25 protein-coding genes are annotated in these 23,273 nt (G+C 36.2%); 8 read left to right on the top strand and 17 right to left on the bottom strand.

From position 1 onward, the window contains the following. Positions 1 to 17: 17 nt before the first annotated feature. A complete protein-coding gene (locus AC3HD6_RS17740; RefSeq protein ID WP_488897542.1) occupies positions 18 to 620 on the top strand; it encodes a hypothetical protein in 603 nt (200 codons plus the stop codon). Between the two features lie 32 nt (positions 621 to 652). Here AC3HD6_RS17740 and AC3HD6_RS17735 read toward each other — a convergent pair whose 3' ends face one another. Next, positions 653 to 1,903 (bottom strand): NAD(P)/FAD-dependent oxidoreductase, encoded by a 1,251-nt coding sequence (locus AC3HD6_RS17735; protein WP_488897541.1) that lies wholly within the window; start codon positions 1,901 to 1,903, stop codon positions 653 to 655. Positions 1,904 to 2,001: 98 nt separating this feature from the next. Between AC3HD6_RS17735 and flxA the strand changes: the two genes are divergently transcribed. From flxA to AC3HD6_RS17700, 7 genes are all read left to right on the top strand, one after another. Further along, a complete protein-coding gene (flxA, locus tag AC3HD6_RS17730) occupies positions 2,002 to 3,522 on the top strand; it encodes a flexirubin biosynthesis tyrosine ammonia-lyase FlxA (protein ID WP_488897540.1) in 1,521 nt (506 codons plus the stop codon). 79 nt (positions 3,523 to 3,601) lie between these two features. Then, the gene (flxB, locus tag AC3HD6_RS17725; RefSeq protein ID WP_488897539.1) at positions 3,602 to 4,333 is read left to right on the top strand and encodes a flexirubin biosynthesis SDR family reductase FlxB; all 732 of its coding nucleotides are present in this window, start codon (positions 3,602 to 3,604) and stop codon (positions 4,331 to 4,333) included. A gap of 107 nt (positions 4,334 to 4,440) precedes the next feature. Beyond that, complete coding sequence (locus AC3HD6_RS17720) at positions 4,441 to 5,661, top strand: beta-ketoacyl-[acyl-carrier-protein] synthase family protein (RefSeq protein WP_488897538.1); 1,221 nt, start codon at positions 4,441 to 4,443, stop codon at positions 5,659 to 5,661. 4 nt (positions 5,662 to 5,665) lie between these two features. After that, positions 5,666 to 5,920, top strand: coding sequence for an acyl carrier protein (locus AC3HD6_RS17715; RefSeq protein WP_034692469.1), 255 nt, complete (start codon positions 5,666 to 5,668; stop codon positions 5,918 to 5,920). Between the two features lie 109 nt (positions 5,921 to 6,029). Continuing rightward, positions 6,030 to 6,914 (top strand): lysophospholipid acyltransferase family protein, encoded by an 885-nt coding sequence (locus tag AC3HD6_RS17710; RefSeq protein WP_488897537.1) that lies wholly within the window; start codon positions 6,030 to 6,032, stop codon positions 6,912 to 6,914. A gap of 173 nt (positions 6,915 to 7,087) precedes the next feature. Next, a complete protein-coding gene (locus AC3HD6_RS17705; RefSeq protein ID WP_488897536.1) occupies positions 7,088 to 8,605 on the top strand; it encodes a phytoene desaturase family protein in 1,518 nt (505 codons plus the stop codon). A 21-nt stretch (positions 8,606 to 8,626) separates the two neighbouring features. Next, complete coding sequence (locus AC3HD6_RS17700) at positions 8,627 to 10,309, top strand: C45 family autoproteolytic acyltransferase/hydrolase (RefSeq protein WP_488897677.1); 1,683 nt, start codon at positions 8,627 to 8,629, stop codon at positions 10,307 to 10,309. A gap of 37 nt (positions 10,310 to 10,346) precedes the next feature. Here the strand turns inward: AC3HD6_RS17700 and AC3HD6_RS17695 are convergent, their stop codons facing one another. The 16 genes from AC3HD6_RS17695 to DarG all read right to left on the bottom strand — a co-directional run bounded on the left by AC3HD6_RS17695 (position 10,347) and on the right by DarG (position 23,159). Further along, positions 10,347 to 11,519 (bottom strand): DUF2062 domain-containing protein, encoded by a 1,173-nt coding sequence (locus tag AC3HD6_RS17695; protein WP_488897535.1) that lies wholly within the window; start codon positions 11,517 to 11,519, stop codon positions 10,347 to 10,349. A 4-nt stretch (positions 11,520 to 11,523) separates the two neighbouring features. Further along, on the bottom strand, positions 11,524 to 12,000 hold the full coding sequence (locus AC3HD6_RS17690) for a hypothetical protein (RefSeq protein ID WP_488897534.1): 477 nt from the start codon (positions 11,998 to 12,000) through the stop codon (positions 11,524 to 11,526). Further along, entirely contained in the window at positions 11,997 to 12,377 is a 381-nt protein-coding gene (locus AC3HD6_RS17685) for an ApeI family dehydratase (RefSeq protein WP_488897533.1), read from the bottom strand. Before AC3HD6_RS17685 ends, AC3HD6_RS17690 begins: the two co-directional genes overlap by 4 nt. A gap of 76 nt (positions 12,378 to 12,453) precedes the next feature. Further along, on the bottom strand, positions 12,454 to 13,092 hold the full coding sequence (gene lolB2, locus AC3HD6_RS17680; RefSeq protein WP_488897532.1) for a flexirubin biosynthesis protein LolB2: 639 nt from the start codon (positions 13,090 to 13,092) through the stop codon (positions 12,454 to 12,456). Next, positions 13,058 to 13,684, bottom strand: coding sequence for a flexirubin biosynthesis/transport protein LolA2 (gene lolA2 / locus AC3HD6_RS17675; protein WP_488897531.1), 627 nt, complete (start codon positions 13,682 to 13,684; stop codon positions 13,058 to 13,060). The genes lolB2 and lolA2 overlap by 35 nt, the downstream gene beginning before the upstream one ends. After that, a complete protein-coding gene (locus AC3HD6_RS17670; protein ID WP_488897530.1) occupies positions 13,677 to 14,432 on the bottom strand; it encodes a polysaccharide deacetylase family protein in 756 nt (251 codons plus the stop codon). Before AC3HD6_RS17670 ends, lolA2 begins: the two co-directional genes overlap by 8 nt. Positions 14,433 to 14,634: 202 nt before the next feature. Next, positions 14,635 to 15,696 carry a beta-ketoacyl synthase N-terminal-like domain-containing protein gene (locus AC3HD6_RS17665; RefSeq protein ID WP_488897529.1) on the bottom strand — a complete coding sequence of 354 codons (1,062 nt, stop codon included), beginning with the start codon at positions 15,694 to 15,696 and terminating at the stop codon, positions 14,635 to 14,637. Further along, positions 15,693 to 16,892 carry a beta-ketoacyl-[acyl-carrier-protein] synthase family protein gene (locus AC3HD6_RS17660; protein WP_488897528.1) on the bottom strand — a complete coding sequence of 400 codons (1,200 nt, stop codon included), beginning with the start codon at positions 16,890 to 16,892 and terminating at the stop codon, positions 15,693 to 15,695. The genes AC3HD6_RS17665 and AC3HD6_RS17660 overlap by 4 nt, the downstream gene beginning before the upstream one ends. 194 nt (positions 16,893 to 17,086) lie before the next feature. Continuing rightward, complete coding sequence (locus AC3HD6_RS17655) at positions 17,087 to 17,344, bottom strand: phosphopantetheine-binding protein (RefSeq protein WP_034692439.1); 258 nt, start codon at positions 17,342 to 17,344, stop codon at positions 17,087 to 17,089. A 161-nt stretch (positions 17,345 to 17,505) separates the two neighbouring features. Further along, the gene (locus AC3HD6_RS17650) at positions 17,506 to 18,045 is read right to left on the bottom strand and encodes a 3-oxoacyl-ACP synthase (protein WP_488897527.1); all 540 of its coding nucleotides are present in this window, start codon (positions 18,043 to 18,045) and stop codon (positions 17,506 to 17,508) included. A gap of 10 nt (positions 18,046 to 18,055) precedes the next feature. Beyond that, positions 18,056 to 19,198 (bottom strand): beta-ketoacyl synthase N-terminal-like domain-containing protein, encoded by a 1,143-nt coding sequence (locus AC3HD6_RS17645; protein ID WP_488897526.1) that lies wholly within the window; start codon positions 19,196 to 19,198, stop codon positions 18,056 to 18,058. After that, entirely contained in the window at positions 19,195 to 19,623 is a 429-nt protein-coding gene (locus AC3HD6_RS17640; RefSeq protein WP_488897525.1) for an acyl-CoA thioesterase, read from the bottom strand. Before AC3HD6_RS17640 ends, AC3HD6_RS17645 begins: the two co-directional genes overlap by 4 nt. Before the next feature lie 69 nt (positions 19,624 to 19,692). Then, positions 19,693 to 20,961 (bottom strand): ABC transporter permease, encoded by a 1,269-nt coding sequence (locus AC3HD6_RS17635; RefSeq protein ID WP_488897524.1) that lies wholly within the window; start codon positions 20,959 to 20,961, stop codon positions 19,693 to 19,695. Next, positions 20,948 to 21,706 carry an ABC transporter ATP-binding protein gene (locus AC3HD6_RS17630; RefSeq protein WP_488897523.1) on the bottom strand — a complete coding sequence of 253 codons (759 nt, stop codon included), beginning with the start codon at positions 21,704 to 21,706 and terminating at the stop codon, positions 20,948 to 20,950. The genes AC3HD6_RS17635 and AC3HD6_RS17630 overlap by 14 nt, the downstream gene beginning before the upstream one ends. Position 21,707: 1 nt before the next feature. Beyond that, positions 21,708 to 22,703, bottom strand: coding sequence for a BtrH-related acyltransferase DarH (gene darH / locus AC3HD6_RS17625; RefSeq protein WP_488897522.1), 996 nt, complete (start codon positions 22,701 to 22,703; stop codon positions 21,708 to 21,710). A gap of 51 nt (positions 22,704 to 22,754) precedes the next feature. Next, positions 22,755 to 23,159 carry a flexirubin biosynthesis protein DarG gene (gene DarG / locus AC3HD6_RS17620; protein WP_488897521.1) on the bottom strand — a complete coding sequence of 135 codons (405 nt, stop codon included), beginning with the start codon at positions 23,157 to 23,159 and terminating at the stop codon, positions 22,755 to 22,757. Between the last annotated feature and the right edge of the window lie 114 nt (positions 23,160 to 23,273).

Below are 23,273 nucleotides of genomic sequence, written 5' to 3'. Positions count from 1 at the left end.
AAACTAGTAACTAAATTATGAGAAAATTATTATTGTTGGTCTTCATGGTAATGGGAGTAGTAACCTTTGCTCAGGATCAAATTAATGTTGAATCTGGAAATTTTGATTTTTTAAAGGATCAGACGGAAGTAAATGTTCAGGTGAAATTTGAAAATGTAGCTTTTCAGGTAGAGAACTACACTGAAACCCAATATCTGGAAAAAAGGAGAGCAGAAACCATCGCTAAAAAGAGTGAAGAAGCCTGGGGGAAATGGATTGGAGAATGGGATAAGTTTAAAAGCACAGAATATTTAGATTATTTTCTGAAAGGAATTAACAGAAAGTCTAAAAAAATTGCTTTCAAAAAAGATACTCATGCCAAGTATACACTAATTGTTGATGCTAAATGGATCTATGCAGGATGGCATGGTGGATTGATAGGGCAGGAAGCTAAATTAACATCTGAGCTAACTTTTGTAGAAACAGATAATCCTTCAAATGTGGTGATGAAACTTAAAGGAGATAAAGTTCTTGGAAAACCACAAAATAAGGATTTCGTTATGGAGTATGGTAGAATTGCAGGAGCTTACGAACAAACAGGAAAATATTTAGGAAAAAAAATTAAAGAAGTTATAAAATAACAAAAAACGGTCTGAATTTTCAGACCGTTTTTTTATTCCTGAGCTTGCTCTTTCTCCAATTTGATGAGGTTAGCAAGATTCTTAATCACTGTATCATGTTTTTTCACAAAAGGATTGTCTTTGTTCCAAACATATCCGGCCAATACTGCACAAATCTTTTTCTTTACATCCGGGTTTTCCGGTTGGTGGAAGAATAATTCTTGAAGATTTCCAGTGTACCATTCCTTTACATAAGTGGTGAACACATCTACACCGTATAGAATATAATCTGTGTATTCTGTCTGCCAGTCGATTTTCTCACCATTAAGTTGTCTTAAGGCTAATTTAGCAGCAAGCATTCCTGATTCTGTAGCGAAAGCCATTCCTGAAGAAAATACAGGATCAAGGAATTCAGAGGCATTTCCAGTTAAGGCAAATCCATCTCCGAAAAGACTTTTTACAGAACACGAATAGTCTTTCAGATGTCTTGGTTCAAAAAGGAATTCTACATCACCAAAACGTTTCACGTAATAATCCGAAAGAGAAATTGCTTTTCTTAAAGCTTCAGTGGTATCTCCGTTTTCGGATAATTTTTCGATATATTCAGTTGGGCCTACAATTCCTAAACTTGTATTTCCGTTAGAAAAAGGGATTACCCAAAGCCATACTTCCGTTTCAATAATATCAAAAGAAATCAAAGTTCCTTCTTCACCTGGTTCTCTGTTAAGATCTTTTACGTGAGAGAAAATAGCAGAGTGTGGAGATAATTTGGATGGCTTTTCAAGATCAAGCAAACGAGGTAAAACTCTTCCGTAACCACTTGAGTCAATCACGAACTTTGCATGGATCTCTTTCGTTTCTCCATCTTTCGTTCTTACCGTGGTGATAGAATCTGTTCCATCAAATTTGATATCAATAACTTCTGTTTCAAATTCAAGATCAACCCCTTTGTTAATGACTTCCTGAGCCAGAGTATTATCAAAGTCTGCTCTCGGAACCTGCCAGGTCCAATCCCAGCCTTCTCCGAATTTATTGCTAAAATCAAAAATGCAGACTTCTTCGCCACGAAGGAAACGGGCTCCCAGTTTTTTTTCAAAGCCCATTTTGTCCAGTGCAGGGAAAAGTCCAGCCTCGTCAAAGTGGTCCATTACTCTAGGAATTAAGCTTTCACCAACTACCAGTCGTGGGAATTTTGTCTTTTCGACAACTTTTACGCTGACGTTATTGTTCTTTAAGTAAGAAGAAGATACGCATCCGGAAGGCCCAGCTCCGATTACAAGAACGTCAACAAATTCTTTGCTCATCTTTGATTTTTTATTTTAATAATAACTTTTATCTTTGCCGCAAAATTAGTGACAAATAATTAATATTTTACAAAATTATCAACTATTACTTTTAATTGATGAAAATAAATAACTTTTTAGAACTGAAAGACTTTCAAAAAATTATTATTGAAAATGAAAAAATAGAACTGGATGAATCACTTGTATCAAGAGTGAATACAAGTTTTCAGTTTTTAAAGGAATTTTCAAAAAATAAAGTAATATATGGTGTGAATACCGGTTTTGGGCCAATGGCACAATTCAAGATCAGTGATGAGGATACCCACCAGCTTCAGTATAACCTTATCAGAAGCCACTCTTCTGGAATCGGAAATCCTTTGCCTGCTCAGGAAGTGAAAGCCTGTATGCTGGCAAGAATGAATACCTTATCATTAGGAAATTCAGGAGTGCATGAATCTGTTATTTATCTTCTTAGGGAACTGATCAACAGGGATATTATCCCATTAATTTTTGAACATGGAGGAGTAGGAGCAAGCGGTGATCTTGTTCAGCTGGCTCATCTTGCTTTGGTGCTGATTGGAGAAGGAGAAGTTTTCTATAAAGGAGAAAGAAAGTCTACCAAAGAGGTTTTTGAAACAGAAGGATTAGAGCCGATAAAGGTTGAAATTCGTGAAGGTCTTGCCCTAATGAACGGAACTTCCGTAATGTCAGGAATTGGTATTGTAAATGCTTATAAAGCAAATCAGCTGACAGATATTTCAATTAAACTTTCTTGTGCGATCAATGAGATTGTTCAGGCTTATGACGATCATTTATCAGAAGCATTAAACGGAACAAAAAGACATTACGGCCAGCAGAAAGTAGCGGAGAGAATGCGTGCCCATCTTGCTGACAGTAAGTTAATCAGAAAAAGAGCAGACCATTTATATACTCACTTTGAAGAACAGGAGAAAGTATTCAAAGAAAAAGTACAGGAATATTATTCTTTAAGATGTGTTCCTCAGATTTTAGGTCCGGTATTAGATACATTAGAGTATACAGAGAAAGTTCTTGAAAATGAGATCAACTCTGCGAATGATAACCCGATTATCAATGTTGAAGACCGACATGTTTACCACGGTGGAAACTTTCACGGAGATTATATCTCTCTGGAAATGGATAAGCTGAAAATTGTAGTAACCAAACTTACCATGCTTGCAGAAAGACAGTTGAACTATCTTTTAAATGCAAAAATCAATGAAATTTTGCCTCCTTTTGTAAATTTAGGTAAATTAGGTTTCAATTTCGGGATGCAGGGCGTACAGTTTACGGCAACTTCCACTACGGCAGAAAGTCAGATGTTATCTAATCCTATGTATGTTCACAGTATTCCGAATAATAATGATAATCAGGATATCGTAAGCATGGGAACCAATGCGGCTGTAATCTGCAGAAAGGTGATTGAAAATGCTTTTGAAGTATTGGCCATTGAAGCGATTACTATCGTTCAGGCTATTGAATATCTTGGTTTCCAAAACGAAGTTTCATCTTCTACAAAAGAATTATATGATGAAATAAGAAAAATAATTCCTGCATTCTCAGATGATATGGTAATGTATCCGTATCTGGAAGAAGTAAGGAAATATTTAAAGTCAATGTAATTATTTGTAGTAGTCAATTGTCTTTAAAAAAGAAAAACAAGGTAACTTAAAAAAACTAAAACAACATAAACACTAACGCATGAAATGTGCAATCGTAACAGGAGGCTCCAGAGGAATCGGGAGGGCAATCTGTATAAAACTGGCTGAAGAGAAGAACTATCATATACTTATTAACTACACTTCCAATGAAGCAGCAGCAAAGGAAACTTTGGCTAAAGTAGAGGAACTGGGAGCTACAGGAGAAATCCTTAAGTTTGATGTAGGAAATACTGAAGAAGTGCAGCAGGTATTAACAGCCTGGCAGGAAAATAATCCTGAGGCGATGGTAGAAGTAATCGTTAATAACGCTGGAATTACAAGAGACGGTCTTTTTATGTGGATGCAGAAAGAGGACTGGAGTAGTGTAATTAACACCAGTTTGGACGGATTTTTTAATGTTACTAATTTCTTTATTCAAAAATTACTTCGTAACAAATACGGAAGAATTATCAATATGGTTTCTGTGTCCGGAGTAAAAGGAACTGCGGGGCAAACCAATTATTCAGCAGCTAAAGGAGCATTGGTAGGAGCTACAAAAGCTCTTGCACAGGAAGTTGCGAAGAGAAATATTACTGTAAATGCAGTAGCACCAGGGTTCATTAGAACAGATATGACTCAGGAATTCAATGAAGATGAACTGAAAGCAATGATTCCTGCCAATCGATTTGGAGAAGCAGAAGAAGTGGCAGATCTGGTAGCATTTTTAGCTTCCAGAAAATCTTCATACATTACTGGAGAAGTCATTAATATTAACGGTGGAATTTACTCGTAAATAATCTAACAATATACCAATGTACCAGTGTACCAATGTTGATGGAATCTCAATGAAAATATTGTTACATTGTTAGACTGATACATTGTTAAATTCAATATGAACACATGGAAAATAGGGTTGTAATTACCGGAATGGGAATTTATTCCTGCATCGGGACGTCTTTAGAAGAGGTCAGGGAATCCCTATATCAAGGAAAATCCGGTATCGTCTTAGATCAGGATAGAAAAGAATTCGGTTTCAGATCGGGCCTTACAGGGGTAGTTCCAAAACCTGATTTAAAGAATCTCCTGAACAGACGCCAGCGCGTAAGCATGGGTGAAGAAAGTGAATATGCTTATCTGGCCACCATGGATGCTCTCAAACAGGCTAATCTTGATGAAACCTTTTTAGATACCCATGAAGTTGGGATCTTATACGGAAATGACAGTGTTTCCCAGGCAGTGGTAGAATCTATCGATATTGCAAGGGAAAAGAAAGATACTACATTGATGGGATCGGGAGCGATCTTTAAATCAATGAATTCAACAGTAACCATGAACCTTTCTACGATCTTTAAGCTGAAAGGAATCAATCTTACCATCAGTGCTGCCTGTGCAAGCGGTTCACATTCTTTAGGGCTTGCTTATATGATGATCAAGAATGGGTTTCAGGATATGATCATCTGTGGAGGAGCTCAGGAAACCAATAAATATTCTATGGCCAGTTTTGATGGATTAGGGGTGTTTTCAGCAAGAGAAGACGAACCTACAAAAGCGTCAAGGCCTTTTGATGCTGACAGGGATGGGTTAATTCCTAGTGGAGGAGCCGCTTCTTTAATTGTTGAAAGCTTAGAGTCTGCTCGAAAAAGAGGAGCACCTATTATTGCTGAAATCATAGGATATGGTTTTTCATCCAACGGAGGACATATTTCAACTCCGAATGTGGATGGGCCGGCTTTAGCAATGGACAGAGCTTTGAAACAGTCAGGTTTGAAAGCCTCAGACATCGATTATATCAATGCTCATGCTACTTCCACTCCAATTGGTGATGCTAATGAAGCCAAAGCTATTTATGAAATCTTTGGAAGTGAAGTTCCGGTAAGTTCTACGAAATCCATGACGGGACATGAGTGCTGGATGGCTGGTGCAAGTGAAGTTATCTACTCAATTCTGATGATGCAGAATGATTTTGTAGCACCAAATATTAATCTTGAGAATCCTGATAATGAAGCTCAAAGGATAAATTTAGTCTCCAAAACAAAAAATCAAAAAATTGATGTATTTTTGTCAAATTCTTTTGGGTTCGGGGGAACCAATTCTGCACTAATAGTTAAAAAATTTGATTAAAAACATGGAAAGGGAAAAAATTGTTGCTATTGTTAATGATTTTCTGGTTAACGAATTTGAAGTTGACGGAGATGAAATCAGTAATGATGCCAACCTTAAAAATACACTGGGACTAGACAGTTTAGATTATATTGACATGGTCGTAGTGATTGAATCCAATTTCGGAGTGAAATTAGGAGAAGCAGACTTCAAAAAAATGGTGACATTTGATGATTTCTACACAACGATTGAACATAAGATCGCTGAAAAAAACGCATAGTAATTAAGTAATCTATATTCCTTACAATGTACCAATGTAATAATAGAAGAGAGGATACTCAGAGATATTGTTACATTGGTACACTTTTATATATTGGTAAATTGTATTAATGAACAAGTGGAAAGGTAAATCTAAAGGGACGGTTCTGGGCTACAGGATATTCGTCTGGTGCATTAGAAATATCGGAATCAGAAGTTCATATTTCGTATTGTACTTTGTGGCTGCTTATTACGTTCTGTTTCAGAAAAAAAGTAACCAGTACATTCTCTATTACTTCCAAAAAAGACTTAATCTCGGATATTGGAAGGCTAAACGTTCTATTTTTAAAAGCTACTTTACTTTCGGGCAAGTTCTGATTGATAAAACGGCTATTTCTGCCGGATTGAGAGAAAAATATACCTATGAATTTGACGGTATTGAAAACCTGAGAAACCTTCTGGCTGCTAAAAAAGGTGGAGTCCTTATCAGTGCCCACATCGGTAACTTTGAAGTAGCAGAACATTTCTTTGCAGATATTGATTTTGACTGCCAGATCAATCTGGTAACCACGGATCAGGAAGTCACTGTCATCAAGGAATATCTGGAAAGTGTTTCTGTAAAAAAGAGCAGTATCAAATTTATTTATGTGAAAGAAGATATGTCGCATATCTTTGAGATCAATCAGGCTTTGTCAAATAATGAACTGATTTGCTTTACCGGAGACCGTTACTTTGAAGGTTCAAAATTCCTGGAAGCTGATCTTTTAGGAAAAAGTGCCAAATTTCCGGCAGGTCCGTTTTTGATTGCCTCCCGATTGGGTGTACCCGTTGTCTATGTCTACGTGATGAAAGAAAAAAAACTTCATTACCATTTATATGCGAGAGTGGCTCAAAATATTAAAAATCGCGACTCTCAGGGGCTTTTACATTCTTATGTTCAGAATCTTGAAACCATGGTGCGAAAATATCCGCTTCAATGGTTTAATTATTTTGATTTTTGGGATGATATTGATTAATTTTTCTATTTTTATTCCCTAAAAAACTAATAAAAACTCAAAACCACTAAGAAATACTGAGAAACTGAAATTTAAAATGATATTATCCCAATAGGATTTTCCTGTACAATACTCACAAAATAATATTCAAATTTCTTAATTTCCCGATCTCTTAATTAAAAGCACATTCTCCTTTGAAAAAAGAATATGACATACTTGTAATCGGCAGCGGATTGGGAGGTCTTGTTTCGGCTCTTGTTTTGGCGAAAGAAGGTCTGAACGTTTGTGTGCTGGAAAAAAATAACCAGTATGGTGGAAATCTACAGACTTTTTCAAGAGATAAACTTATTTTTGATACTGGAGTTCATTACTTAGGAGGTCTTTCAAAAGGACAGAACCTCAACCGCTTTTTCTCCTACCTGGAGATTATGGATGATCTGGAACTTCAAAAAATGGATGAAGATGGATATGACAGAATTTCCTTTGGTGATGATGATGTTAAATATCCACATGCCCAAGGCTACCAAAATTTTGTAGAACAGTTATCTGTTTATTTTCCTGAAGAAAGAGAAAATCTTGAAAACTATTGTGAAGAAATTCAGTATGTATGCAGCCAGTTTCCAAGATATCACGTGGTGGGAAAGGATAACTACAATGAAGAAATCCTGCATCTAAATACCAAAAGATTTATAGAATCTGTGACACAGAATAAGACCCTTCAGGCAGTTTTATTAGGTTCTAATTTTTTGTATGCCGGAGATTCAGAAAACGTTCCTTTTTATGTGCATGCTTTAACAGTAAATTCTTACATACAAAGTGCTTATAAATGTGTAAAAGGCGGAAGCCAGATCTCAAAACTGCTGATTCGAAAGCTTCGTCAGTATGGAGCCGAAGTTCACAAACATTCAGAAGTTTCTGAATTTATTTTTAATGAAAACAGTACCTTGACTTCTGTCAAAACAAAGTCAGGAGAGGAATATCCAGCCAAGCAGTTTATTTCCAATATTGAAATACGTTCTGCCATCAAGCTGATTGGAGAAGAAAGGTTGAAAAAATCTTTTCTTAACAGGGTGTTAAGCTGGCAGCCGGTTTCATCCTGCTTCAGTGTGTACCTTGTTTTAAAGCCTCACTGTTTGCCGAACTTTAATTATAATATCTATCACTATTCTTCAGAAGATCGGGTTTGGAATGCTTACCACTACCATAAGGAATCCTGGCCGGAGACCTATATGCTTTCATCTACACCATCAAAACACCATCCCGGATTTGCAGAAAGTCTTACTGCAATTTCTTATATGGATTTTGATGAGGTCAAACAATGGGAGAATACAGTCAATACCGTTGCGGGCGAGCATGAAAGAGGAAAACAGTACGAAAAATTCAAGCTGGAAAAGACTGAGAAAATGATTGATGCCCTGGAAAAGAGAATTCCTGATTTGAGGCATGCCATTAAGCATATATATACTTCTTCCCCTTTGTCTTATCGTGATTATATCGGAAGTTTCGAGGGAAATATGTACGGTTATATGAAAAACTCAGAAAATCCTCTTAAAACAATGGTCTCTCCCCGTACAAAAATTGAAAATCTATTTCTTACAGGACAATCTGTAAATATGCATGGGATTTTGGGGGTAACCATCGGTGCATTCAATACCTGTGCTGAGATTCTGGGAAAAGAGACGATTGACAGTCGTTTGGATTCAATGACCTAATAAAAAACAACCGTGAAAAAAATTAATATCCAATACCTGTCATATAAAAAGTTTCTTCCCCTTTTCTTTTTTTTCTCCCTCCTGAGCTCCTGTGGGGTATCAAAATCAGTCCATCATCTTCCTGATGTAAAACAATATGCTCTGGAAATTCCAAAGGTCAACAGGATCAATGACAGTACATTCAGCTATAAACAGAATTTTCTTACCAAAAATAAACAACAGCTCTGGGAACTTTATATAAAAGGAAACCCATTGCAGTTAGGATATAACAACGGCGCGTTAACTCAAGATCTCATGCAGAAACAAGAAGGAATTTTCTTTTCCAAGGTGGAAAGCTTCGTCCCTTCAAAGTTTAAACAGAAGCTCTTAAATACCTTTTTAAAATGGTATAACCGTAAGATGTATCTCAATGTAAGAGAAGACTATCAGGTAGAATTGTATGGATTATCACAATATTCATCAGATCAGTATGATTTTATAGCACCAAGGTATTTGAGGAATCTTTATTTGCATGGGGCACATGATATTGGACATGCTATGCAGGATCTGGCAATGGTAGGTTGTACTTCTCTGGCAGTCTGGAATGAAAATACAGAAGATGGTGACATGCTGATCGGAAGAAACTTTGATTTTTATGTAGGCGATGAGTTTGCTCAAAATAAACTGATTGAATTCGTGGAACCGGAAAATGGTATTCCCTATATGTCTGTAAGCTGGCCTGGAATGATAGGCGTGGTTTCAGGAATGAATAAAGAAGGAATAACCGTAACCATCAATGCGGGGAAATCAAGAATTCCTTTAACCGCAAAAACTCCAATTTCCCTGGTGACAAGAGAAATTTTACAATATGCTAAAAATATTGAAGAAGCGATTGCTATTGCCAAAAAGAGAAAGGTTTTCGTTTCGGAATCCATCTTAGTGGGAAGTGCTCATGATAAGAATGCGGTCATTATTGAAGTTTCACCGAAAAACTTTGACGTTTACAGGGTTCAGAATACCAGCAGAGTGCTTTGTACCAATCACTTTCAGTCTGAAGGGTATAAAAATGATGTGAAAAATCAGAAGCAAATTGAAGAAAGTCATTCGAAATACCGTTATGAAAAGCTACAGGAGCTTTTACAGGACGAAAAAAAGCTGACACCTGAGAAAATGGCATCTATTTTAAGAAACAGGTCAGGTTTAAAGAATAAAAGTATTGGCTATGGAAATGAGAAAGCTTTAAATCAGCTATTGGCCCACCATGCTGTTATCTTTTCACCTGAGAAGAAATTAGCCTGGGTATCTTCTAATCCCTACCAATTGGGAGAGTTTGTTTGCTATGACCTCAATGAAATATTTTCAGATAAGGTTTTAAAGCCTAATGATTTTTCAAAATCAGAATTGAATATTCCACGTGATCCCTTTGCAGATTCTGAAGAATTTGAAAATTATGAAATCTCAAGAATACTGAGTAAAGAAATCAATGAAGCCGCAGAAAATAAAAAGATTGGATTAACAGAAGATGCTATCCCTTATTATCAGTCTTTGAATCCTGATTTCTGGAAAGTCTATTTTTTGAGTGGAAAGTATTATTATCACAAAAAAGAATATTCCCAGGCAAAAATAGAATTTGAAAAGGCGCTTACCAAGGAAATAACCACTGTTCCGGATCGGAAAATGGTTGAAAAATATCTTAATAAAATCAATAAAAAGATTAACAAGTAATATAGCTCAGGAATATTTTCAGGGCTTTTCTTTTAGCTTAGTTATTTTCCGGATTTAGTTTATTCAGGAAAAGAAAAGTGCTTATTCCAGCCACAGCAGATAAGGTAGTGCTCAGGATGAAGCTTCCGATTACATATTGAAGCAGATTATTTTTAATCAGTTCGAAGTTAAGATCCTGGCTCAGGAAGTTGCTGTTTCCATCTACAAATGGTGCTCCCAAAAATAAGGAAGCTGCAATGATAAAAGGAATGAAAGGAGGCAAGCTTACATTGGAAGCTACAAATGCCAGCACTTTATTCAGTTTGAAAAGGACAGATAAACTAATGACAAGTAAAGTCTGAAATCCCCAAAAAGGAGAAAGTCCGATGAAAACCCCAAAAGCAATGGAAAAAGCCTTTGTGCGGTTACTTCCGTCGCTTTCCAATACATCTTCTTTTATGAACTTTTTAAAGCTTTTTTTTTTGAAATTATTCACGAAGTTCCTCGGAATAATGTAGAATAGGGTAATGGTGACCAAAATTGTATTCAGAATACTGATTCGGGTAAAATCCTTAAACGGTCTGAAATGAGAAACACGTTCTGCAGGATCATACAACACTTTTATCGGAACGTTTTTTACGGGAATGTGTCTCCATGCAGTTCTTACAATGATCTCAATTTCAAATTCAAATTTAGGGGTAAAATATTTGTTTGGAATTTTATGCAAAGGGTAAAGTCTGTATCCGGATTGAGTGTCTTCCAGTTTAATTCCGGTTTCAAACCAGAACCAGAAATTGGAAAATCTATTTCCAAAGCTACTTTTCTTTGGAATCCCATCCTGAGACATGTTTCTGTTTCCAATCAGAAGAACATCTTCGTTTTCCTGAAGAAGTGCTTCTACAAATACAGGGAGGTCGTCCGGATAATGTTGTCCGTCAGAATCAATAGTGATGGCATGATCATAACCTAATTCTTTTGCCTTTCTGAAGCCTGTTTTAAGCCCGTTTCCCTTTCCTTTGTTCTCAGGTAAGGAAATTACCGTAATCTGAGGGTATTGGTTAAGAATCTGAGGTGTGGAGTCGGTGGAGCCATCATTCACCACAATAATACTTTCGGTGTAATCTAAAACACCGTCAATGACCCTTTTCAGGGTCTTCTCATTATTATAAGTAGGTATTAAAACGCAGATTTTCCTTTCGGAAATTACATTTTGTACTTCAGCAAGGGACATGTTTTTATTTTAAAGTGGCTTTTTCCGCCTCGGTCATCGTTTTGGACTGCATTGCAAACCTTTTGATATAGTTTTTTAAAGCGGTATTCTGTTTGCTGTAATTGTTCAGAAGAAATGCTTTGTCATCTTTTAAGCTTCCTCTGTATCCCACAATTTTAGGGATGTTTTCCTGAACACTTAATCTGATTAAACGCAATTCTGCATTATTAGGATTACTCTTGATGATACCTTCAAGATTAGTTGCTCCCGTTTTTACCAGCGCTTTTCTGTTGCCTTTAGATACTTTGGCTTCCATAATTTTGGCAGCTGCTTTATATCCTAAAGTTACTGGATCAGAACCTGATTGTTTCTCGGCAACTTCAATAAAATTCGAGGTATTGGTACTTGATTCATTGGCCTTGGCATAGCTGTTTCTCAGGGCATCGAGATCAGGCTGAAAGAAAAATAAAAATGCCGCTACGAAGGATAAAATAAGTTTCATGACATTAATTTTTTATAGCTTACAGACAGTTTCAATGCAATAGTCTCGCCAAAAGAGGTTACATTTTTTACTTTAACATCTTCACCATCTTCTGCAATATCAAGCTGAAGTTTCAGATCAGGAGTCTCAAAAGGGTTGATAATCGCCATGAACTTTATATTCGATGCTGTTTTTAAAAATAATTTTGAACCTGTAAATTCTTCTGTCAGTTCTTTAATGATCTGCATCATACAAACTCCGGGAGTTACAGGATTTCCAGGGAAATGTCCCTTGAAAATATCATGATCCTTATTTAAATGGATATGAGCTGTAAAGCTTCCGTTTTCTGTTTTTTCGTATGATGTAAGTGTATAAAAGTCTGTAAGAATGGTCTGCATGATCTTATTTTTTAAGATTAAAAGGGATGATAAAATCCGGTTTGAAAATGATATAAGCCTGTTTTTATGTTGGAAATCATTCTGTTTCGGTTATTTGAAATAGTCTTATATTGATCTTAAAATCCTTATGTTGTAAGTTTAAGCTGTCTGCGAAGATATGCTTTTTTGCATCAAAAGTAAAATCGATCTTTTCTTTGTTATTTTTCGTGTAAATGATTTGTTTTAGCAGATTATTTTCTTTGTTGAAGAACAGATAATAGCTTTTATTGTCAATCTTGGAGAGATAGATTTTAGCATTTGCATTTTCAAAACTTTCATTCACCTGATATTGTCTTTTTAACAGCTGCTGAAAGTCATTTTTCAGAAAGTTAATCACAATTTTCTTATCCAGATCAGGAAGTACATAATTGAGCTTAAAATTATTATCCGAGGAGATCTCAAAATCAATTAGCTTATTCCCGAAATCAGAAGTTAAGGCGACACGGTGTGTCGTTTCATTCAGTTTTTTGATAATCAGAATCCCGCTTACATGATTTTTATAAATATCCATCTGACATTTATACACATAATCTTCAGCAGACGAAAAATAAAGATTTTCAACTGTTTTTTTCGTTGGTGGAACTGGTTTTACATCAGTAAGCTGATACGTTTTACAGGATACAGCCAGTACCAGAATCACGCTATAAAGTAAATTCTGACGCAGGAATCGAAGCATTAATCTTTGTGTTTTTGAAAACAATATTCGTAGTATCTCCCGAAGCTTCTGTCATATTCACCTGAGAAACGGTAGACTGGTTTTTAGGAAAATAGAGTTCAATCTGCTTAATGTATTTCAGCAATTGAGAAGTTTTAGGAACGAATTTCGCCACATTGTAATTTCCGTTTTTGAAATACGTTACTGTAAATTCCGGATCGTTGAACATCGTTCCGTTTGAACTTCCGACAATCAGTTTGTTGATCTTTTCAAAAGTCTTGCTTTTGGCATCTACAGAAGATTTCTTCCCTTGATCATTGATGTAGATCTTGTTGCTTTTAAAAACGATGCTGTACTGGTAAGGCTTCGTATATTTCCAGCTTAGCATATTGGGAGTCTGCAAAGACATTTTTCCATACGTAACAATACTTTTATCCAGGAAATCCATTTTCTTGGTTTGTGTAAAGTCACTCTGCAACGTTTTGATTTCCTTGGTGTCTGCGGAAACTTTAGTTACAAATGCTTTAGCTTCTGCTCCAGACATTGCCGTGTTTTGGGCAAAAAAGAATCCAGAAACCAATAAAAATGCTCCGAAAGCAATATTTTTAATCATTTTTTCTTGAATTTGTAATGGAATCAACGGTAAATGTTGAATACTTTTTATCCGCCAAAAATACTAATAAATCTGCCAGTACACGATACGTTTTTTCTGAAGTATCATGAAGGAGAATAATGCTCCCTTTTTTCAGACCTTTAGTTACTCTTTGGTAGATTTTCTTTTCATCATCAGTAATAGTGTCCAGAGAGCGGACATTCCAACCAATACTTGTTTTATGAGTTCGTTGTATTGCTTTGGCAATACTGGGATTGGTAACCCCGAAAGGCGGTCTGTATAAATGGGTTTGTATATTCCCAACTTTCGTTATGACTTTATCACAGTTTTCAATCTCTGCCATCATTTTTGAAGTTGATAAAAAACCTGTTGAATTGGAATGCGATAGAGTATGATTTCCTATGGTATGCCCTTCAGTAATGATTCTTTGAAAGGTTTCAGGATATTTTTCAATCTGTTTTCCAATACAGAAAAAAGTCGCTTTTACCTCATGCTCTTTGAGTAGGTCTAAAAACTTAGGCGTAAATTCCGTAGGACCATCATCAAAAGTAAGGGCTACTTCTTTAATTCTTGTTCTTTTATGGGTAATACTGTTGACGAAATATCCCAGCTCAATAGCAAATGATCCCCAAACCACGACTGCTGAAAAAGCAAGGAAACATGCCATATACACCCAAAGACTTCCATGAAACGCATAGATAAAAACGTTACAGAAGAGATAAAACAGGATGAATGAATAATGTTTCATGATTAGTGAGGTATTTCTAGTAGAGGTTCTTCCTTCGTCAGAATGACCGTAAAGATTACTTTATATAATTTTGAGATGTTTTTAATATTCTTCTTGTCACTCTGTAAGAGTCTAAACCTATATATTCAAACTATCTATATTGAGATTCCACGCTTCACTTTGTTTCGCTCTGAATGACAAAAACTACCTTACAATAAAATCATTAAGCTCTTTCCAGTAATACTAAGCTGTGATCATCACCTGACAGATGATTGTAAAGAAGTATATTTTTTACTTCCTGCTTTTTCTCTGCGTTAATCATCATCACTTCCGGAATCTTTTGTTCCTTAAGAATATGACATGCTATAAACGTAGAAAAACCACTTGCCGTGTTAAATTCTCCACTCAAATGTTTGTAGTACAGTAATGCTGAATCCGGAAACAGATGCATTGCTTTTGTATAATAAACATCAGAGGCTGCATCACCGCTGAAACCCAAAATGACAGCATCAATTTCGTTGGCTGTTAGATTGTTTTTAGTTAAGAACTCGTGAATAAAATCTGAGGTTTCATTCAGCTCCAATCTATTGCTGATTTTAATGTCGGTGAGTTTTGCGTAGGTTTTTTCTGTTTTATCTTTTCCAACTACAAAAAAACTGGCGCCTTCACCCCAAATAACACCTTTGGTGGTAGAATGCAGATAATCTACTGGCAGATCTGATTCTTTTTTAATGGTATTATTCAGACAATAGAGTTCCATTGTTCTATCGGTCTGCTCATCAGTTGAGCCAACCAGAACATTTTCTGCTTCACCCTCCTTTATCTGAAGTTGGGCATCCAAAAAAGAAAATTCCAACGATGACGAAGTATTTACATAGGTGAAGTTGTAGGCGTGGCACTGTAATCCCAATGCAATTTGGCCTGCAACAGTATTATGAGTAGACTGAATAAAAAATGTAGGTGTTAAGAATTCCTCATGATTATCAATCACGTTTTTCAAAAACTTTTCAGAATCTTGTGAACATCCCATTCCGGTTCCTACAATAATAGCATTCGGCTGTTCAATTCCAGCTTCTTTTAAAGCGTAATGTGAAGCTACGGAACTCATTTTTACGGTTTTAGACATTCTCCTAATCATTGCGGGAGGAATGAATTCTTTGTAATTAGGTTCTATGGCTTTAATGATCTTCACCGAATTTTCCGGTTTAAGATTTTGAAGGATATTTTCGTTTAAAGTGTCCTGAACTGAGATACAGGATGCACTGTTGATGTATACTGTACTCATGATTTCGAGAAAATTAAAGTTGAACAGTTTCCACCGAATCCAAATGAATTGGAAAGTACATGAGTGATATTTTTCTTCTTCAGTTCAGTGACCGGAGTTAAATCGAACTCTTCCATTTTTGTTTTGAAATTCAGGTTGGGGAAAATAAGGTTGTGCTGCATCGCTAAAATTGAAAATACAGCTTCAATTCCGGCTGCGGCAGCCAGTGTATGTCCTGTAAATGCTTTTGTAGAGCTGAATTCAGGGACATTATTTTCTCCAAAAATCCTGATCATGGCAATTCCCTCAGATAGATCATTATTTGGAGTTGCTGTTCCGTGAACATTGATATAATCGATGTCCTCTTTTTTCAATCCAGAAACCTTTAGCGCTTTCTGCATCGCTAAAAATGCTCCTTGTCCGTTTTCAGAAGAGGCGGTTTGGTGATGTGCGTCATTAGCGTTTCCATAGCCGGAAAGATAGGCCAGCACCTGTTTGTTTTCTTTTTTAACAACTTCTTCGGATTCCAGCACTAAAAAAGCAGCCGCTTCTCCAAGGTTTAATCCTTTTCTGTCATTATCAAAAGGAGTATTGTATGAGTCTGTAAGGATCATCAGGGTATTGAACCCATTCAGTGTAAATTTTGAGAGAGAATCTGTTCCTCCAACAATAACACGATCCAAAACTCCATTTTTAATAAGTTTGGCCCCCATCATAATAGCATTGGCTGCAGAAGAACAAGCTGTACTGATGGTAGAAACCATACCTTTTAATCCCAAATGATCGGCAATAGCCAATGAGGAATTTCCGGCGTCATGAGCGTCAATGTATTTTTGCTTTTCAGGAAAGTCTTCATAGGAATAGAAATATTTTTCAGTAATATCCATTCCTCCGACGCTGGTAGAAGAAATAAGTCCGGTTCTGTATCCGTTAATGTTTGATATTCCGGCATTTTCTACAGCTTCTTTGGCGGCAACCATTCCTAATAAAGAGGTTCTTGTAACATTATTATCATCGTTAAGCTGAAGTTTCTGTACAAGTTCTTCATTGGATAATTTTATTTCACCTGTTTTAATCGCTCCGGCATGACGGGTTTCAAACATTTGTATATCTGAAATACCGTGTTTTCCGGTTTGTAATGAAATAAAATTTTCCTCTACATTATTTCCAATGGAGGAAATGATGCCCATTCCTGTTATGGCAATATTTTGATTCATTAATTAGTTTTTCTATGAATTATTTAACGCAATGAGTGCAAAGCTTTATTTTTAAACTGTTTTTTAAGCTCGCAAGGGCGTTTCACTCAGCCAAGAAAATACAATTAGTGTTCATTGCTAAGCGAAGCGCCTTTGCGACCGAAAAATATTTTCCGATGGTTAAAAAGCTCAGCGAACCTAGCGTTTGAAAAAAATTATTTTGTTCTGTTGTCTTCGATGAATTTAGCCATGGTATCGATAGATTGGAAAATTTCCTTTCCTTTTTTAGGATCGGCTAATTTTATTCCATAGTCTTTGTCAAGAAGAACGATCAATTCTAATGCGTCGATAGAATCTAATCCTAATCCGCCTCCAAATAAAGGATCTGTATCTTTGATTTCTTCTACAGAAACATCTTCAAGGTTAAGGACTTCAATAATTTTGTGCTTCAATTCAGTTTTTAAGTTTTCCATAAAAGGGTTTAATTTGAAAATATGTTAATGAGATAATTTGAAAATATAGTGAATTCTATCAGACATTGGATTTTAAATAAAAAAAATCTGTTGAATAGTTATTGTACTTTAAATTCTAACATTTTACATGATAGAAATAGCACATTTTCAAATTATCAAATTTATAATGTGAGCAAATATACAAAAGCTTTATAATTTTCTTGAAATAATTCAACCCAGCCACATAATACTTTATCAGCTTTTCTAGAAAGGAGGATCTGTTCAGCATATTTGTTTAAAAAATTTTCATCAAATTCGTCCAAAACGAAGAAAGCATTCTCAGTCTGCATTTTGTGTTTAATGCTGATTTCCCCTACACAGATGTTAGGCAGGGTATAAACAAAGACAGCCGGACTAGGGAAGTAGTTCTCCTGTGAATTGATACTTTCCTGATATTTGAAGTCAGTATCCAGACTGGATGATTTGTTGGCAAAAACTAATGCTGTTCTGCTGTGGTCTTCCTCTTTTAAAAGCATCTCGGCAGAGAGAAAGGCCAATTTACTCAGACTATCCATTTTATGAAATTTCGGATAACTGAGTGCCAGGCTTTTATAGGCTTCTTTTGCAAATTCCAGGAATGTATTGCTTTCGGTTTCAAAAATAAGGTTTCCATCAACGATTATTTTTGAATGTTCTATGGTGCAGCTGCTTATTCTCTTCATCCTATTCATTTTAACATTTTTCCAGCACAATTGCTGCATTACAGCCTCCAAAACCAGATGCCGTCTTCAAAATATATCTTACAGTTGCAGCCTGATTTCCCCTGATAATATTCAAAGGTTGAGATACACCCATTTCCTCAAAGTTTTTAGAAGGAATTAAAGTGTTTTGAAGAGCACTTTCCATCGAAATAATACTTTCCAGAAGACCGGAAGCACCCAGACAGTGCCCATAATATCCTTTCATGCTGTTTAAAGGAACGTTTTGCAGTTCCATTCTGCTGAAGGCGATACTTTCCATTTCATCGTTGTATAATGTTGCTGTTCCGTGGGCTGAAATAAAATCGATTTGCTGTGCGGAAACATTGGCTTCCATCATTGCATTTCTGATACTTCCGTATAAACCGTCTCCTGTTCTGGAAGGTCCGGAAATATGATTAGCATCATTGATAGCTGAATCTCCCAATACTTTAAATCTTAATTTTTCATTTTCTGAAAATTCTGTAGTGAGGTAAACTGCTGCGGCTGCCTCACCAATATTGATTCCGTTCCGATTTTTATCATAAGGTTTGCATGGTTCTGAACCAATCGCCTGAAATGAATTGAAACCGGAAATTACAAATTCCGAAATCTCATCACCTGCGATTACAAAAGCATCTTTATATTTTCCTGCCTGAATTATATTTTTAGCTACTGCAATAGCCATTACCCCAGAAACACAGGCATTGGAAACCACGATAGGTTTGGTTTTAAATCCAAAAAAATCAGCAATCTTCTGAGCTAAGTACGACAAGTAAACGTCTTCCGGTAATTCAGTCTGATTTTTTAATAAACTGATGTTTCCTTTTGTCGTCGAAAGAATTAGCGCTGTGTCTTCAGATATAGTATGTTTTTCCACTAAAGACTTCATGCTTAGAAGAAGCATCTTCTCCAGCCTTGTGAATGTTTGTTGTTCAATTTGAGAGAATACTCTGTCAAATTCTTCATTCAGCTTTTCAGAATTGATTCCGGAGGCGTAAAAAGCATCCTGGCTTTCTATAATTTTATGTAAATCAACCCCTGATTTTCCAGCTAAAAGTTCATTCCAGTTAGAATCTACATCAAAGCCAAGAGGAGTTACACAGTTGTAATCTGTAATATAAATTTCTTTCTTCATGATAATCCCATTTTATCTTTCCAGGCTTGAAAAAATTCCGGGTTGTATAAACATAAACTTCCGTTGCTATCCAGAAATACCTGAACAGTTTCTCCACTGCACACCAATTTATTTTCGTGATTGAAAAGTTCGTACTTATAGATAAGTTTCGCGGAAGCAGAATTGACAAAAGTGGTCACAATTCTGAAGGTTTCTCCATATTTTAAGGGAAGAAAATGTTCACAGGTGCTTTTTACAATAGGGGTTACATAGCCTGCCTTCTGAATATCAAGGTAAGTGAGACCATGCTGGCGCCCGAAGGCTTCTCTTCCGTCTTCAAAATAAACGATATAATGGCCATGCCAGACAATACCGAGCGGGTCTGTCTCATTGAATCGTACTCTTACTTCTTCGGTAAAGGTTAATATATTTTCGTTAGAATGCATGTTTTTCTTCCTGAGTGTTGTTTTTTATGAATGCCAGAAACTTCCTGACAATATTAGTAATAAAATAAATTAAATATTATGAAGTTTCCTTTCATAAAAAATAGAAATGGATACGGTGGCAATATAAAATAAAAACAGGAATACCAGTTCTTTGGCAATCCCGCCGATTCCACTGTTTCTTAATATAATATCATAATAAGCATTCAATCCCCAATTCATAGGAGAAAATTTAGCGACAGTCTGCATGAATTCAGGCATTAAAAATACCGGAACCCAGATTCCTCCAATTGCTGCCAGGACTACTACAGATGTTGCTCCAAAAGGGGCTGACTGTTCCTGGGTATCTGCAATGGTTCCCAGTAATACTCCAAATCCAATGGCAGCAAGCCCGGCAAAGAGAGTTACTGTAACGAGCTGGAACATTTTTCCGGATACATCAAACGCCGGAAGGTCCATATATGGGAAAAGATAGATCCCTACAGCTACCATCAGTAAAAATTGAATAAGGCAGATAATCAGATAGGTAAATGTCTTTCCTAAAATATGAACAAAATAGGGAGTAGGGCTTATTCTGGCTCTTACACTTGTTCCCTGGCTTTTTTCCTTTACAAGGTTGATAGACAAAGGAACCACGATGAAAAAGATAGCGAAAAGAGTCCAGGCAGGAACATTATGCTGAACGGAATTCGGCATGATATCCATTTCTCCTTTTTTCGGGATGATTTCCTTGAAACTGATTAGGTTTTTATTTTCTTCAAGGTTTTCTGTTGTTCCCAGTTGATCCTGAAAGGCTTTGTAGATCTTTTTATTTTCGATCTCAAAAACCATTTTGTTCACAGAATTCATCACAGAATTTTTGAATCCTGCGTTGGTAGCCGGGTCAAAATACAAATGAATCTCTTTGGCTTTTGGAGCTTCTATTTTTGTTTTTGCAGAATCACCCTCTAATCCAAATGAACTTACAATCGTCTGAACCTTGGAATCAATATTAGAATTTAAATCCTTTGTAAGATCCTCAGGAATAACGATGGCCATCTGATAATCTCCGGCAAAAACAGCATCCTGTGCTGATTTTTCGTTGAAATTGGTTAGCAGCTGAAATGTTTTGCTATTTTCCAGTTCCCCTTTTATATTTTTGGAAACTTCGGATTGATCGTTATCAATAAAAATGATTGGGATTTTTGAACCCTCAAGGTTTTTAAAAGTAGAATCCTGAATCAGGGTAATGGTTACAATCAAAAGCAGCGGCATCACAAAAATGATGACAATACCTCCAATATCTCTTTTCAGCAGAAGAATTTCCTTAATAAAGCTTCTCCACAATTTATACAACAACATCTCTTAATTCTTTTCCGGTTAATGAAATGAAAACATCTTCAAGGTTTTCTGCATGGGCAATCTGAGAAACAAGCTCTTCAGGAGTTCCTACAGCATGAATTCTTCCTTTATCGATAATGGCGATTTTGGTGCAGAATTCTTCCGCCTCAGAAAGGTGGTGGGAAGTATAGATAATGCATGTTCCGCTTTTATTCAATTCTAAAAGGAAATCTATAATTACTTTTTTGGATTGTACATCTACTCCTACGGTAGGTTCATCCAGAAAAAGGACTTTCGGATTGTGAAGAGTTCCGGCGATGAGGTTACAACGGCGTTTCATTCCACCAGAAAATTGTCCTACCTGCTTATTGGCAAATTTTGAAAGCCCCATAATTTCCAGGGAATCATCAATAGCTTTGGTAAGCTGTTTATGCTTTAAGCCATACAAGCTTCCGAAAAACATAAGGTTTTCTTTAGCGGTAAGAGTAGGATAAAGGGCGTACTCCTGTGGAACAATTCCCATGACCTCTCTGATCTTGAAATTGTCTTTTTGAGGAGACAGTCCATTGATGGTAAACTGCCCGGAAGTGGGTTTTATTAAGCCGGAAAGCATGGAAATTAAAGTTGTTTTTCCTGCTCCGTTGGGTCCAAGAATTCCGTAGATCTCGTTTTTGTCGATATTCAAAGTGATATCATTGACGGAAAACTCATCGGAATTTTTATATTTTTTATAAAGATTTTTGATCTCAATCATATTCTCTGCCATATCAGATTGCTTTTCTCAGTTTTTTATAAAAAGCTTCTTCTAAATCTGCAATATGAAGCATTGTTTTTGATAAGGTGTTGTAGATATCGCTCTTAGCATTTCTGTTTTTATAAACTCTGGCAATATCTACTGCAAAATCTCTCCAAAGATCACCAATGGAGGTAATTTCCTTTGAAAGTTCTTTTAATTCGTCATTTTTAAGGATAACTGCTGCTTCCTGAAGAAAGGCTCCATAGATAAATCTAAAGCCTCCGCCTCCGGTCCCGATCTCTTCCTGCATTCTGATCAATTGGCCCAGATAATGGTTGGTTACTTTTGTTCCTTTCTTCTCTGCCCATTTCGGGATACTTTTAGCAACCCATCTCATCGCTTTTACTCCAATTAATGGTACAGGAGCCAGCATATTTTTACAGGTATCTTTAATCCCTTTTTTAATCGCTTCTTCCAGATGAACATCTTCAGGAATATAAATAGGATAATACATATGTCCTTTTGGGGGAAGTGCCCCCTTGGCATATCGTACTTTTTCCAGTTCTGCTTCTGTAAGGGTTGTGGTATAATCCATTACCGGATCACTGATCAGGAATTTGCCGTCTTCTTTACCATAGACCACAAGATTGTGGGCATTGAAGTGGAATTTATATTCTTCAGGGAAATAGGTAAGGTTGAAAACACCTACCTGAAGACCTGTAGGGATATTTTGTTCTAAGTTTCTTTCCAGTGCTTTTTGAGCATCCTGAGGGTTAGAAAACTTTTCTCTTTTGATTTTAATTCCTAATCTCTTGGCCGCTTTACTGAAAATAGCACCCGGCATCGGACGATAGCTGAAGCCCGGAGCAAAATTCACCTTTAAAAAGGGAAGGTAGACAAAAAACAATCCTGAGCCAATCCCGAAGATCATAGGCTCACTTAGTTTCAGTCCTCTGTTAAGCAGTAGATTAGAAGCAACACCGTTTTCGCAATGCGCAGTCTGATGGTGTTCAAAGTTTAATTTCATTTGCAGTTTATATCTTTTTCATAGGTAAATAAAATGGAAGTGCCACTTTATTTATTTCCCGTCGAAGTTTTTTAGTTCATTCACTGAAATCCCAAATGCATCAGCATATTTTTTCAGTGCGGTTTCACTCAGTGTTTTAAATACTTTGGGTTTAAAGTGTCTTTTTACCCTCCATTGCCACATTCCTACATAAGAGGCTAATACTCCCAGATCCATTTTATTGAATTCCATAAAATAAACGATAGGACTTACCAGATTATTGGCAACATTTTGCTTTGCTTCTTCAATTCTCTCATAAATCAGTTCCATAGATTCATCCAAAGCAGCTTTTTTTGCATCCCAGCCGGTACTGTTGGCAGTTGTATAATTATCATTTTCATCCGTTACATACAGTACTTCTGTCATGTTGGCGGATTTCAGATTACTTTCGTCTTGAGGCAGGTCTTGTTTTTTCATCTGAATAATGTTTAATTTTTTAGGTTCCAGATGAACTTTATTTCATCTGTTCTCGATTTTTTAATCAAGTGGCTAAAATAGTGAAAATACATAATATGAAAATTAAGCCATCTT

Source organism: Chryseobacterium sp. II3a, assembly GCF_057815135.1.
The sequence above is the reverse complement of the archived record's forward strand: the minus strand, read 5'-3'. Positions and strand labels throughout refer to the sequence as shown.

Bases quoted from the DNA above. Each gene is read 5' to 3' on its own strand.
- AC3HD6_RS17740 (WP_488897542.1), top strand. From the start codon at position 18: ATGAGAAAATTATTATTGTTGGTCTTCATGGTAATGGGAGTAGTAACC.
- AC3HD6_RS17735 (WP_488897541.1), bottom strand. From the start codon at position 1,903: ATGAGCAAAGAATTTGTTGACGTTCTTGTAATCGGAGCTGGGCCTTCC.
- flxA (WP_488897540.1), top strand. From the start codon at position 2,002: ATGAAAATAAATAACTTTTTAGAACTGAAAGACTTTCAAAAAATTATT.
- flxB (WP_488897539.1), top strand. From the start codon at position 3,602: ATGAAATGTGCAATCGTAACAGGAGGCTCCAGAGGAATCGGGAGGGCA.
- AC3HD6_RS17720 (WP_488897538.1), top strand. From the start codon at position 4,441: ATGGAAAATAGGGTTGTAATTACCGGAATGGGAATTTATTCCTGCATC.
- AC3HD6_RS17715 (WP_034692469.1), top strand. From the start codon at position 5,666: ATGGAAAGGGAAAAAATTGTTGCTATTGTTAATGATTTTCTGGTTAAC.
- AC3HD6_RS17710 (WP_488897537.1), top strand. From the start codon at position 6,030: ATGAACAAGTGGAAAGGTAAATCTAAAGGGACGGTTCTGGGCTACAGG.
- AC3HD6_RS17695 (WP_488897535.1), bottom strand. From the start codon at position 11,519: ATGTCCCTTGCTGAAGTACAAAATGTAATTTCCGAAAGGAAAATCTGC.
- AC3HD6_RS17690 (WP_488897534.1), bottom strand. From the start codon at position 12,000: ATGAAACTTATTTTATCCTTCGTAGCGGCATTTTTATTTTTCTTTCAG.
- AC3HD6_RS17685 (WP_488897533.1), bottom strand. From the start codon at position 12,377: ATGCAGACCATTCTTACAGACTTTTATACACTTACATCATACGAAAAA.
- lolB2 (WP_488897532.1), bottom strand. From the start codon at position 13,092: ATGCTTCGATTCCTGCGTCAGAATTTACTTTATAGCGTGATTCTGGTA.
- lolA2 (WP_488897531.1), bottom strand. From the start codon at position 13,684: ATGATTAAAAATATTGCTTTCGGAGCATTTTTATTGGTTTCTGGATTC.
- AC3HD6_RS17670 (WP_488897530.1), bottom strand. From the start codon at position 14,432: ATGAAACATTATTCATTCATCCTGTTTTATCTCTTCTGTAACGTTTTT.
- AC3HD6_RS17665 (WP_488897529.1), bottom strand. From the start codon at position 15,696: ATGAGTACAGTATACATCAACAGTGCATCCTGTATCTCAGTTCAGGAC.
- AC3HD6_RS17660 (WP_488897528.1), bottom strand. From the start codon at position 16,892: ATGAATCAAAATATTGCCATAACAGGAATGGGCATCATTTCCTCCATT.
- AC3HD6_RS17655 (WP_034692439.1), bottom strand. From the start codon at position 17,344: ATGGAAAACTTAAAAACTGAATTGAAGCACAAAATTATTGAAGTCCTT.
- AC3HD6_RS17650 (WP_488897527.1), bottom strand. From the start codon at position 18,045: ATGAAGAGAATAAGCAGCTGCACCATAGAACATTCAAAAATAATCGTT.
- AC3HD6_RS17645 (WP_488897526.1), bottom strand. From the start codon at position 19,198: ATGAAGAAAGAAATTTATATTACAGATTACAACTGTGTAACTCCTCTT.
- AC3HD6_RS17640 (WP_488897525.1), bottom strand. From the start codon at position 19,623: ATGCATTCTAACGAAAATATATTAACCTTTACCGAAGAAGTAAGAGTA.
- AC3HD6_RS17635 (WP_488897524.1), bottom strand. From the start codon at position 20,961: ATGTTGTTGTATAAATTGTGGAGAAGCTTTATTAAGGAAATTCTTCTG.
- AC3HD6_RS17630 (WP_488897523.1), bottom strand. From the start codon at position 21,706: ATGGCAGAGAATATGATTGAGATCAAAAATCTTTATAAAAAATATAAA.
- darH (WP_488897522.1), bottom strand. From the start codon at position 22,703: ATGAAATTAAACTTTGAACACCATCAGACTGCGCATTGCGAAAACGGT.
- DarG (WP_488897521.1), bottom strand. From the start codon at position 23,159: ATGAAAAAACAAGACCTGCCTCAAGACGAAAGTAATCTGAAATCCGCC.